The following is an 11,827-nucleotide window of genomic DNA, read 5'->3' on the forward strand; positions in this document are numbered from 1 at the left end:
GCACCACGAAGCCATGGTGCTGTGGGCCACCGTGACAATCATGACCCGCAAACTCCAACAGGCGACATCAGGCGCACCACCACATCCCAGATGGGGACGCCCCCGTAGCGGCCCGCCAGCGCCCATCGAGCAGGCAGCATAACCGTTTGTGAACAGGCTCTTACAGTAAGCAATCCAGTATGTAGGACAGACGCATGACCAAAGCCGAGGATTGGCAGCAGACGCTCGAGGACCTCGACCGTCGCCGCCGGCAGGCACGGGCGATGGGCGGGCCGGAGCGACTCGACAAACATCGCGGTATGGGCAAACTCGACGCGCGCGCCCGCGTCGAACGACTCCTCGACCCGGGCACCTTCCGTGAACTCGGCACCATCGTCGGCGGCGAGGTCGCCGCCGACGCGATCGTCACCGGCTCGGGCCGCATCGGCGGCGCCCTGGTGATGGTGGGCGCCGAGGACTTCACGACGCTGGCCGGAACCATCGCGCCGGGCAGCAATTCCAAGCGCTACCGCATCGCCGAGCTGGCGTTGCGCGACAAGATACCGCTGGTGATGCTGCTCGAGGGCGCCGGATTTCGGCCCACCGGTACCCATTACGGACGTAGCCCGACCGACCTGCTCGCCCAGGCACGGTGCTCGGGCCGGGTTCCGACGGTGGCCGCGGTGCTGGGCGCCTCGGCCGGACACGGCGCCCTCGTCGCCCCGATCTGTGATTTCACCGTCATGAGCCGACAGGGCGCGATCTTCACCGCCGGGCCACCGGTGGTCAAAGAGTCCACGGGCGAAGACATTTCGAAAGAAGCGTTGGGCGGTCCGGACGTCGCGTTGGCCAGCGGCGTCATCCACAATGTCGCCGACGACGACGCGGCCGCGCTGGACACCATTCGCCGCTACCTGTCCTATTTCCCGTCCAGCGCGTGGTCGTATCCGCCATCGCTGCCGGCCTCTTCGGCATCCGGGCCGCGGTCCACGCTGGAGTTGCTGGACATCGTGTCGCGGGACAACCGCCGCGTCTACGACATGCGCTCGGTGCTCGATGTCGTCTTCGACTCGCCCGACTGGTTGGAAGTGCAACCACATTTCGGCAGGGCGATCATCTGCGCCCTCGCCCACCTCGGGGGGCATCCGGTCGCGGTCGTCGCCAACCAGCCGCGGGTACTGGCCGGGTCCATCGACGCCGCCGCCGCCGACAAGGCCGCACACTTCATCATGGTGGCCGACTCCTTCCACCTGCCAATCGTTTTCCTGGCCGACAACCCGGGCATGCTGCCGGGCAGCCGGTCCGAACGTGCCGGCGTATTGCGCAGCGGGGCAAGGATGTTCGCCGCGCAGACCGCGACCACCACGCTGAAGCTGCACCTGACCTTGCGTAAGGCCTACGGCTTCGGCTCCATGGTGATGGGACTGATCAGCTTCGACGCCCAGGTGGCGACCTTCGCCTATCCGGGCGCGACGATGGGCGCAATGGGTGCTGCGGCGCTCAGCCGCGCCTCACACGCCGACCAGGAGCTGTCCGCCAAGCTGCGAAACGCGGAGCTGCAGGCGTCATTTCGGTCGGCCGAGCATATGGGCTTCGACGAACTCATCGACCCCCGCGAAACCCGTGACGCGTTGCTGGCCGCGCTGCAGCGCGGCATCCACGCCCGGCAGGCCGCCGCGGAACCGGTGACGCGCACGCTCATCATGCCGTGACGTCGCCTTGCCGAACGTCCGTCGCGCCGAACGTGAATCTACTGTGACGACACGATGCCCAATCGCAGCCCGTTCACGCTCGGCGTGAGGACGCCTTGGTAGCGGGCGGCGCGTGGATCTGCTTGCCCAGGCCAAGGACCTGCTCGGCGATCATGTTGCGGAACACTTCCAATGTGCCGCCGTAGATTCCGACCAACGGCGCGAAGCGGTAGAGGTATTCGGCGCCGCCGTCATCGGCCGCGCCGTCGGCCCCGAATGGCAACGCAGCGGGGGTCCCCAGAATGTCCATCAGATCCGGGGAGATGTCGCGCATCGTTTGTGCGATCGCCACCCGCCCGAAGATGCCCGGCGCCGATAGCGCTGCCTCCACCCGCGCGACACCGCGGCCCAATCGATATGCCACCGACCCATCGTCGAGCAGGCGGTGCCCGCCGGGACCGGGCTCGGTCACCCGCGCCGCGACCCGGTCGACCGCTTCGGCCATGACACCGGCCTGGTGCATCATGATCGAGGTGTCCTGCAACCCGTCGGGTGCCGGCGCTACCGCGCCGTGCTCGACGTTGAGCGGCTCCCGCAGGACCGTCCAGCCCCCGTTCACCTCACCCAGCCGATACTTGTCATCGACGCGCACGTCACTGTAGTAGACGATGTTCGTCCGGTCGCCGTCCACCGTGCGGATGCCCCGGATCTCGATGCCCGGCGAGTCCAGAGGCACCAGAAACATGGTCAGGCTCTTATGCTTTCGGGCGTGCGGGTCGGTGTTGGTGATCAGAAAGACGTATTGGCAGTTGTGCGCGCCGGTGGTGAACATCTTCGAGCCGTTGATCACCCAGCTGTCACCGTCGCGCACCGCGCGGGTCTTGCAGGTGGCGACGTCGGATCCGCCTTCGGGCTCGGTGTAGCCCAGGCACAGCCGGACATGGCCGCTGAAGACACCGGGCAATACCTCCTCGACGAGCTCGGGCGAGCCGAACTTCGTTACCGACCTCGCCACCATGGCGGTCGTTCCCCACGTCACCCATGGCACCCGTGCCCGCCGCTTCTCCAGCTCCCAGATGCGCCGCCGGACTCTGCTGAATCCGCCTTCGGATTCCGTCTTCCACTCCGCTGCCAAATACCCTGCGGCGCCGAGCTTCAGGTGCAGACCCTCATGGAAGTTGTCGCCGGTCTCACGGTCGTGACGGCGGACCTCATCGGTCACGTGCTCGGCCAGGAACCTGCGCGCCTCGTCGTGGAATGCCTTGTCCTCTTCGGAAAGTTCAACCAGGGAAAAGTCCATCGCTTCGCTCCTGTTCCTAGACGCGCGCGGCCCGGGACGCGATTTCGCGGGCAGCCACGATCTCGGCGATTCGCCGGGCGCAGGCGCCCGGATCACCGCCGGCCAGTGGCCATCCGCGGGCCCGCACTAGATAGGCGGTGGCGGCGGCCTCAGCGGAAACCCCGAGGCCTCCCTGGATGTGGACGGCCATGGTGGCGGCCTTGGCGGCTTCCTCGGCCATGAACAGAAACGCTGCCGGTGCCAGTTCCGGTCGTTCGCCGGGTTCGTTATCCAGGAACCAGCCGGCCCGCCGAACCAGGTTGCGTCCGCTGTGCACGGTGATTGCCATGTTTGCCAGCGGGTGCGAAATGCCTTGCAGCGTAGCAATGGGCACGCCTAGTGTGTAACGGGTCTTGGCGAATTCCGCCGCGATCGTCATCGTCTGCTCGACCCGGCCTACCAGCGCTGCGGCCATCAGCAGTCGCCATTCATCCAGGGCCCGTTGATAATTCGCCAGTGCCTCGGGGCCACGAGCCACGACCGTCCGGGAGTCAGCGGATGCCGGATCAACCCAGGCCATCGGCAGCCGGCCGATGTTGTCCACCTTCGCCGGCTGCGTGCCGAACGTCAGGTTCAAGATATGGTCGCCGTCGGCGACGACGACGCGGCCGGCGATCGACCCGGCGGGAATCAGCCGCCGCCCCGGCCCACCGTCGATCCGCGGGTCGAGCGCCGCAAGCCGCTCGCCGTTGGCCAGTCCGGGGGTATCGGCATCCAGAGCCCCAAGACGTGCCAGGAGCCGCGTCGCGCAGACATGGTCGATCCACGGGACCGGCGCCAGCGAGCGGCCGATCTCCTCGGCCACCAGGGTGAGGTCGACCAGCGTCGCGCCATCGCCGCCGCCGGACTCGGGCAGCGCCATCGTCGTGGCGCCCATCCCGCACAACCGCTCCCACAGGCTTTTGTCGAAACCGGATAGCTCTGCGGCACGGACCGTTTCGATCGAACAGTGGGTCTTGAAGAACTGTTTGTACACCGACTGCAACGCGATATGGTCCTCGGACAAGCTGTAGTCCAGCCTGCGCAATTCGAAACGGTCCATCGTCAGCGCTCCTCACCGAAGAAGAATTCTTGGGCGTTGTTGTAGAGGTAGTTCTGCAGGACGTCAGACGGCAGGTCCAGGGCCCGCGCCTCGGGTATGACCCTGCGCATCGGCAATACCGGCCAATCCGAGGCGAAGATCACCTTGGTCTTGCCCCTGGTCCGCATGTAATGCAGCAGAGCTTCCGGCAACCGCTTGGGCGACCATGCCGAGGTCATCAGGCGCAGGTTGGCGTACTTGAGCAGGAGCCGGATCGCCACGTCCCACCATGGATCGGCGCCGTGGATCATGCACAGCCGCAGCTCCGGAAACCGCACGCACACCCGGTCGAGATGCATCGGATGCTGTACTTCTCCGGGGATCGGTGGTCCGGGTATGCCGGTGTTGATGCACAGCGGAAGGTCGAGTTCGGCGCACTTGGCGTAGAGCGGATAGTAGACGGCGTCGCTGGGCGGGTATTGTCCGTCTCCCCAAAAGCTGGGCCCGACAACGGCATACGCTACGGCCAGGTCGCTGGCAATGGCGCTCAATTCACGCAACGGCTTGACCGGACGCAGCAGGTTGACTCCGCCCATGGCCAGCGCGAACCGGTCGGGCTTGGCTTCGACGAACGCGCGCGCGGTGGTGGACGGGTTGGCCAGCGAATCCATCAGGATCGCTTTGTGCACCCCCTGTTCGTCCATCTCGGCGAGCAGCGCGGACAGCTCGACCGGTTCGAACATCGAACCGGGGCCCTTGAAGTAGTCGTCGCGAACCTTGAGCATCCAGGTCGGCTGGGATGCGGCCTCACCGAAGTGCACGTTCACCAGGCAGTCAATCGCCGTCTGGGTCATGGCGCCGGGACCTGCCGCGTCACTTGCTCTCTGGCCCACCGATAATTCGGCTTGCCGTTGCCCAGACGCTGGATGTGCTCGACGACGATGAACGCCTTGGGAGCCTTGAAATGCGCCAGTTGCGAGGTGCAGAAGGCGTACAGCTCCGGTTCACCGACGGGGGCATCCGGGCGTAATACGACGAGCGCGACCACTTCCTGTCCCCAGCGCTCGCTGGGCCGTCCTAGCACCAGGGCGTCGACAACGCCGGGATGTGTTCGCAATAGGTCCTCGACCTCTTCGACGAACACCTTTTCGCCACCGGTGTTCACCACCAGGGAATCGCGGCCGAATAACCGGATGGTTCCGTCCTTTTCGAGGCAAGCCCGGTCGCCCGGTATCACCACACGCTGGCCGGCGATCTCGGGAAAAGTGCGTTGAGTGGCTTCGGCGTCGTTGAAGTATCCCAGTGGAATCCGGCCGATTCTGGCAGCCCAGCCGATCTCGGGCTCACCGGGCCGCAGGAATCGGCTGCGGTCCGCGGAGACGACGGTTGCGCCGAGTCTGGGTTCGAAGGTTTCGCTGGCGGTTCCGTCGCGGCTGTACCCGAATGCCATGTTGCCGGTCTCCGACGACCCGTAGCCCTCGATGATGGCGGCCTGCGGCAGCAACTCCATCAGTGCCCGTTTGTATTTCGCGTTGGTGGCCGCCCCGCCCGTGCCGATCGAGTGCACCGACGACAGGTCGTATGTACGGTTCCGCAGTTCGGCGACCAGCGGTGCGGCGTATGCGTCGCCGACCATGGTGATCATGCCCACCTGCTCACGCTCGGCGGTCGCCCAGACCGACCGCGCGTCGAGCCTGTCGCGGTCGTCGTACATGACGACGGTGAGGCCGTGCAGGAGCGCGGCAAACGCCGTCCACATCCCGGCGGCATGCATGAGCGGTGAAACGGCGAACCACGGCGGCCCGCCTGCGCGCACCAGCTGATGGATCTCTTCGACGCTTGCGTGGTCGGCGCCCATCATCGACGTCACGTAGATATCGCTTTGACGCCACAGCACTCCCTTGGGGCGTCCTGTCGTTCCGCCGGTGCACATCATGATCAGATCGTCCGGCGAACCCGCGACCGTGCGGTCAGCACCACAGGTTGCCAGCGCGTCGTCGAGCGAAACCGCGCCCGGCAGTTCGGCAGTGCCACTCGCGTCGTCGATGGATATCAGTAGCTCGGTGTCGTCGGGCGGCAACACTTCGGCGAATCGGGCACCAAGCGAGCGATGGTAGATGACGCCCCGCGGCTTGACATAGTCCAGCAGTTCAGCGATCTCACGCGGCGAGTAGTGGTGGTTCACATTGACCGGCACGACGCGCGCCTTGAGGCAGCCGATCACCATGTCTGGATACAGGTCGTTGTACATGATCAGGGCAACCCGGTCCTGACCGCATTCCCACCGCTGCAGCGTCTCGCGCGACTTGTGGACTCCGAAACCATTGCCGTGCAGGTAGTTTGCCAACCGGTTCGTTCGCGCGGCCGACTCGGCGAAGGTGCTGCGGCGCGGACCGCACACCGTCATCTGGTGATCCGGGATGACCTGCGCGATGGCGTCCAGCACGGCGCCAATAGTCCATTGGGGCACGGTCTTTCCTAGGCCGCCGAGGAAACCGTGATACCGAGGAAGGCCAAGGCGTTGTCACGCATGATCTTTCGGGCGTCGGCTTCGCTGAACGCGGCAAGTTCCCCGGTGAACGACAGGGGTGACTCCAGACCTTCGCCGTGGGGCCAGTCCGAGCCGAACAGAATGCGGTCGACGCCGATGTTGTCGGCCAGCAACTCGAGATCTTCCTCGTAGTATGGTGACACCCACACGTGCTCGCGCAACGTCTCGACGGGATCGCTGGGGAACGAGCGCGGATGCTGGTTAGCCAACTTCTTGAGCCGCTTGGCGAGCCGATGTACCCATTCCGAACCGTTCTCGATGCTGGCCACCCGGAGTGCGGGATGACGATCGAAAACACCGTGGACGATCAGCGAAGCCATGGTGTCATGGATGGCACGGTCGTCGACGAGTATCTTGTCCAGCGGGTCGGGCGGGGCCGAGAACGGCTCGAAGGTTTCCTTTCCGCCCCACATCGCAGCGATTTTCAGGTAGCCGCTGTCGCCGAGGTGGAAGGCCACCGGCACGCCGGCTTCGGCCAGCCGCGCCCAGGCCGGGTCGTGCGAGCGGTGGCCCAGCGAGCGGTTCTTCGGAATACCGGGAACCGGCGCCGGACGCACATGCACCAGTCGTGCACCGCGTCCGAGCACGAAATCGATTTCTCTGACCGCTTCTTCGGGGTCGGCCAACGAGATCATCGGCGCGGCAAGGATGCGATGGTCCGGGCGGTCGAAACCCCAATCCTCGTCGAGCCACAGGTTGAAGGCATGCAGGGATGCCATCGTCGCCTCGATGTCACCCCTGAGCGCTTCCTCGACTCCGCAGCCGAAGGTCGGGAACACCAGAATCGTTTCGATGCCTTGGCTTTCGAGCACGGCAACGCGTGCGTCCCGGAGCTGGTACTCCGGCCGCAATTCCAGCTTCTCGACCTTCATCAGCGACGCCGGGTCCACGCCCTCGGGAATCTCGCCGCGGAACAGCACGTCCAGGCAGCCCGGCACGATGATCGGGTCGAAGGTCGGATTGGGGATGAATCGGTTGACGCGGTCGCCGATGATCGCCTGGGTGTGGCGGCCGTCGCTGAACATCTGCACGCCACGCCGGCGGAACCGCTTGTCCAGATGACGGGTGAACGCATCCAGCGGTTCGTAGTAGTGGTTGTCGACGTCGATCGCCTGATAACTCAAGTGCCCCATGATCGTCCTTATTCCGATGTGAGCGCCGGAAACCGCGGTTGTCGCTTCTGCAGGAAACTCACGATTCCTTCGACCACGTCTGGCCTCGGCATCGCCTCGCGCAGCAAAACTTCGGCGCGGGCGGTGGCTTCGATGACATCGCCGGTGGCGTCACCGTAGACCTGGCGCTTGATCACCGCCATCGACGCCGGCGAGCAGTTGCGGGCGATGTCCTCCGCGTACTCGAGAGCGCGCTTCATCAAATCCTCGGGCGCGACGACTTCCTTGACCAAACCCAACTCCGCGGCCTCCTCGGCCAAAAACGTTCGGCCGCTCAACAACAGGTCCAGTGCGACCGCCCAGCTTGTCAAGCGCGGAAGTATCCAGGAGATGCCGAACTCGGCGATCAGCCCGCGCCGGGCGAACACGGCGGCGAACTTCGCCCCGGCAGCGGCAAATCGGACGTCGCACATCAGCGCCTGCGTCAGACCGATGCCCGCGCAGGGACCGTTGATCGCGGCGATCACCGGCTTGCGAAGCGTCGTCACGAAATGGGGCGGGCGTTCACCGACCAAATCGGCCAGATCGGTCTGACGTGCCGTCGCCATGGTGGCGCCGTATCCCGCCGCGAAATCCGGCGAGCCCAAATAGGCGCCGGCACAGAAGCCCCGGCCCCGGCCGGTCAGCACCATCACCCGGATCTCCGGATCCTGTTCGGCGCGGTCGAGCGCCGCATAGAACCCCCCGGCAATGTCGGGACCCCATGCGTTGAGACGATCGGGGCGGTTGAAGGTGAGGATCGCTACCCCGCCGGGGGTTGCCTCGTAGAGCACCGCGTCGTCAGCATCGTTGCTCATCGGTGTCTCCTCGACCCCACCGCGGCGCAGCGGTTAGCCATCGATGAGCCCCAGCCGACGATAGGCAGCCGTGATTTGAGCCTTGGCCTCGGGCGGCAACTCGGCCTGGGGGGGCCGGGAAGGCGAATAGGACCCGATCGGCAGACCCAGCACCGACGCCGCGAACTTGAACGCACCACCCCAGTGGGTGAAGTAGTCGGGTCTGCCCGGATAGCAGGTCCACCACGAACCGAGGTCACGTCGAACTGATCCAGACCCGAATCACGTCCATAGTCCATCGCCTCGATGAGCTTGTCCCCCAACACCAAATCCCAGTATTCGGACAGCAGCGGCCGCTGCGGCGTCTCCATCAGATAGCCGGCCGTGCCCAGCTGTGCCGCACAGACGATTCCGGCGCGCAGCCATCCGGCGCGGTAGATCGTCTTGTCGCATTCCCAGAGCACCAGTCCGGGAGCGAGTTCGTGGAGCAGCCGACTGGCCTGCGGGCGGAAGGCGCCTTCCTTGGTCGCACATACCGCGGGCACTTCATGGTAGATGCGCGCACTCTCGGCCGGCGTCAACACATAACCTGAGGACGGCGAATTGAACATGCCCAGCGCGATGTCGGTACGTGCGGCAACGTATTTGAAGAATCTCAACACGCCTTCGCCGCCGTGAGTTTCCATCATCGGCGTCTGGATATAGGCGATGTCGGCGCCCGCCGCCTGGGCGTGCAGCGTCAATTCCAGGCAGTCCTTGGCCGTCATCGCCGATGTGCAGGCCTGTATGAGGACGTCAGGATTGCAGCGACGCCCTTCTTCGATCGCGACCTCGAGCAAGCATTTCCGCTCGTCGATGGTCAGTGACCAGAATTCCCCGATTCCGCTGGTGCACCACAGCATCGGATGCCCGAGATCACCGACGCAATAGCGCACCAGAGTCCGATAGGCATCCCAGTCGATGTCGTCCCCGTCGTTCCCGCAGAACGGCGTATACAGCGAGTCGCCGATGCCCCCCAACGCGCCCCGTGCCCAGGCACGCGCCTCACCCGCCGTTGCCACGCTGCCTCAGCCCGGTCATGCTCGCCCGCCCAGCCGCTTATACCAATAAGCCTACGATAGGTATTACAGTAGCAGACGTAATGGCGCCCGAAGCAGTGCCGGTCAGGCTGAGCGGCGGCACCGCCAGGACCGCGTACGCAACACCGATCTTCGATGGAGGTAGCCGCGTAGTGGCAAAGCAGGCAACCGCCGACAAACGTCAGCGGCGCGAGCGCGGGTCCATCAATCCGGACGACATCATCACCGGCGCATTCGAACTGGCAGAACAGGTGTCCATCGACAACCTGAGCATGCCGCTGCTCGGCAAACACCTCGGAGTAGGCGTCACCAGCATCTACTGGTACTTCCGGAAGAAGGACGACCTGCTCAACGCAATGACCGATCGCGCCTTGAGCAAGTACGTCTTTGCCACCCCATACGTGGAGGCCGACGACTGGCGTGAGACCTTACGCAATCATGCCCGCCTGATGCGGAAAACCTTCATGGGCAACCCGATACTGTGCGATCTGATCCTTATCCGGTCGGCGCTCAGTCCCAGGGCCGCCAGGCTTGGCGCCCAGGAGATGGAGCGGGCCATCGCGAATCTGGTGCAGGCAGGTCTGTCTCCCGAGGACGCCTTCGACACTTACGCCGCGGTCTCGCTTCACGTCCGCGGGTCGGTGGTGCTGCATCGGCTCAACGAGAAGCACCAGTCCGCCGACAGCGGGCCACGCGCCCTCGAAGACGCCATGGAGATCGACCCGCAAACCACACCGTTGATCGCCCGGGTCACCGGGAAGGGACACCGCATCGCGACCCCTGATGAGGCCAACTTCGAATACGGCCTCAACTGCATACTCGACCACGCCGGCCGGTTGATCGAGGAACGGGCGAAAGCAGCCAAACCCGGGTCAGCGCAACGCAAAACAGCCAAGTCGTCGGCTCCGCGAAAACGGACCAGGGCCGGTGACGGCTAGGAGACCCGCATCCAAAGTTTGCAGTTTCTCGTCTCGAAAGCCGCGACCGTTGCCGGGATCGTCACATACATCGGACCCATCGAGGTATTCGAGTTCACAATGTCCTCGGCGCTGGCCGCGGGTGTGCTGTGCATCAACCACGAGCAGGTTGAGAGCTCGGACACCCGACCGAACACCAGGATAAGCGGATTCGACGGTCCCTCGGTGCGGTAAGTACCTGGTGCAATGTCAGTCCCCACCAGAAAAACTCCATCGCCGGGGATCTGGTCGCCCGGTTCGGCACCGGCCGGTGACGCCAGCGATATCGCGGCCGCGCAGGCAACCAGCGCGGCTGACGCTCGGGATGCATGGGGCATTTCGTCCTCTTCAATCTGGCTCGGCCTAGCGGCAGCCTATACCCATGCCAGCACCGGATAGCGCCGAATGGCTCGGCCTAACCGCCATAGCTTCGCCGTAGCCGCGATGCGCCGGGCGCTCCGCTGTCTGCCACCACCCCACGCGCAATCAGATGGTCGATCAACGGGATTGCGCTGGCGGCAAGATGGTCGGCCATGGCAGCGCGGGCCAGCTTGTCATCGTGCTTCGCCAGCGCAGACAGTATCCGCCGATGATGCTTGATCGCCCGGGCCGGCCAATGCTCGATGCTGGGAAACACCGATTCGGGTGCGTAACGGGTGATCTGAGACATCAATTGGGCCAGCTTCGGGGAGTCGGCCGCAATATTGATGGCCCGGTGAAACTCATGGTTGAGCTGGACCATCCGCTCGTCGTCGTCGGCGGCGTAAGCCTCCTCGAGCTGCGCCTGGATCTGCCTGAGGTCACGCAACTGCTGGTCGCTGATGCCGATCGCGGCCCTCGCCGCCAGCTCGCCGCCCACGTGCGCCTGCACGTTGGCGACGTCGGCGAGGTCCCGTTTGGTCACCGGCAACACCACAAACCCGCGGCGGGGCTGCTGGGCGACCAACCCTTCGGCGCGTAACGCGACCAACGCCTCACGCACCGGTGTCACGCTGATTCCCAATTCCGCGGCCAGCTGATCGAGGCGAATGTAGTTGCCCGCGGCATAACTGCCCTCGTAAATCCTCTTGCGGACAAAATTCGCCACATCGTCGGAAAGCTGGGGCCGCGCAGCGAAATCCGGGACAGTCATCGCATCACATCCGATACTCGTCGAGCAGCCGCTTGCTGATGATGGACTTCTGTATTTCGCTGGTTCCCTCGCCGATCAGCAGGAACGGTGCATCGCGCATCAGCCGCTCGATCTCGTAGGCCGTCGAGTAT

Annotated in this window: 11 protein-coding genes and 1 pseudogene; 2 read left to right on the forward strand and 10 right to left on the reverse strand. The window is 65.0% G+C overall.

The window, feature by feature from the left end; translation table 11 throughout:
* Window positions 1–194 precede the first annotated feature (194 nt).
* Complete coding sequence (locus tag EET03_RS19065; protein ID WP_075541330.1) at window positions 195–1,691, forward strand: acyl-CoA carboxylase subunit beta; 1,497 nt, start codon at window positions 195–197, stop codon at window positions 1,689–1,691.
* 73 nt (window positions 1,692–1,764) lie between these two features.
* On the opposite strand, the gene EET03_RS19070 is transcribed toward EET03_RS19065, so the two are convergent.
* The 7 genes and pseudogenes from EET03_RS19070 to EET03_RS19100 all read right to left on the reverse strand — a co-directional run bounded on the left by EET03_RS19070 (window position 1,765) and on the right by EET03_RS19100 (window position 9,590).
* Window positions 1,765–2,970 (reverse strand): acyl-CoA dehydrogenase family protein, encoded by a 1,206-nt coding sequence (locus tag EET03_RS19070; protein ID WP_075541329.1) that lies wholly within the window; start codon window positions 2,968–2,970, stop codon window positions 1,765–1,767.
* Window positions 2,971–2,986: 16 nt separating this feature from the next.
* Window positions 2,987–4,051: an acyl-CoA dehydrogenase family protein gene (locus EET03_RS19075; RefSeq protein WP_099193667.1), complete on the reverse strand. Its 1,065-nt coding sequence runs from the start codon at window positions 4,049–4,051 to the stop codon at window positions 2,987–2,989.
* A 2-nt stretch (window positions 4,052–4,053) separates the two neighbouring features.
* Entirely contained in the window at window positions 4,054–4,884 is an 831-nt protein-coding gene (locus EET03_RS19080; protein WP_075541327.1) for an amidohydrolase family protein, read from the reverse strand.
* Window positions 4,881–6,500 carry an acyl-CoA synthetase gene (locus tag EET03_RS19085; protein WP_075541326.1) on the reverse strand — a complete coding sequence of 540 codons (1,620 nt, stop codon included), beginning with the start codon at window positions 6,498–6,500 and terminating at the stop codon, window positions 4,881–4,883. The genes EET03_RS19080 and EET03_RS19085 overlap by 4 nt, the downstream gene beginning before the upstream one ends.
* An 8-nt stretch (window positions 6,501–6,508) precedes the next feature.
* Complete coding sequence (locus tag EET03_RS19090; RefSeq protein WP_075541325.1) at window positions 6,509–7,714, reverse strand: amidohydrolase family protein; 1,206 nt, start codon at window positions 7,712–7,714, stop codon at window positions 6,509–6,511.
* Window positions 7,715–7,722: 8 nt separating this feature from the next.
* Window positions 7,723–8,550: an enoyl-CoA hydratase gene (locus tag EET03_RS19095; RefSeq protein WP_075541324.1), complete on the reverse strand. Its 828-nt coding sequence runs from the start codon at window positions 8,548–8,550 to the stop codon at window positions 7,723–7,725.
* A 33-nt stretch (window positions 8,551–8,583) separates the two neighbouring features.
* Window positions 8,584–9,590 (reverse strand): annotated as a pseudogene (locus EET03_RS19100) (dihydrodipicolinate synthase family protein).
* 170 nt (window positions 9,591–9,760) lie between these two features.
* On the opposite strand from EET03_RS19100, the gene EET03_RS19105 reads away from it, so the two are divergent.
* Window positions 9,761–10,546: a TetR/AcrR family transcriptional regulator gene (locus tag EET03_RS19105; protein WP_075541333.1), complete on the forward strand. Its 786-nt coding sequence runs from the start codon at window positions 9,761–9,763 to the stop codon at window positions 10,544–10,546.
* On the opposite strand, the gene EET03_RS19110 is transcribed toward EET03_RS19105, so the two are convergent.
* The 3 genes from EET03_RS19110 to EET03_RS19120 form a co-directional block, all read right to left on the reverse strand.
* A complete protein-coding gene (locus EET03_RS19110; protein WP_075541323.1) occupies window positions 10,543–10,902 on the reverse strand; it encodes an Rv1352/Rv1906c domain-containing protein in 360 nt (119 codons plus the stop codon). The genes EET03_RS19105 and EET03_RS19110 overlap by 4 nt on opposite strands.
* Before the next feature lie 77 nt (window positions 10,903–10,979).
* On the reverse strand, window positions 10,980–11,696 hold the full coding sequence (locus EET03_RS19115) for a GntR family transcriptional regulator (protein WP_075541322.1): 717 nt from the start codon (window positions 11,694–11,696) through the stop codon (window positions 10,980–10,982).
* Window positions 11,697–11,700: 4 nt separating this feature from the next.
* Window positions 11,701–11,827 (reverse strand): acyl-CoA dehydrogenase family protein (locus EET03_RS19120; RefSeq protein WP_136625729.1); only part of this gene is annotated, 127 nt, incomplete at its 5' end.

This window comes from Mycobacterium innocens, from assembly GCF_900566055.1.
GTDB lineage: Bacteria > Actinomycetota > Actinomycetes > Mycobacteriales > Mycobacteriaceae > Mycobacterium > Mycobacterium innocens.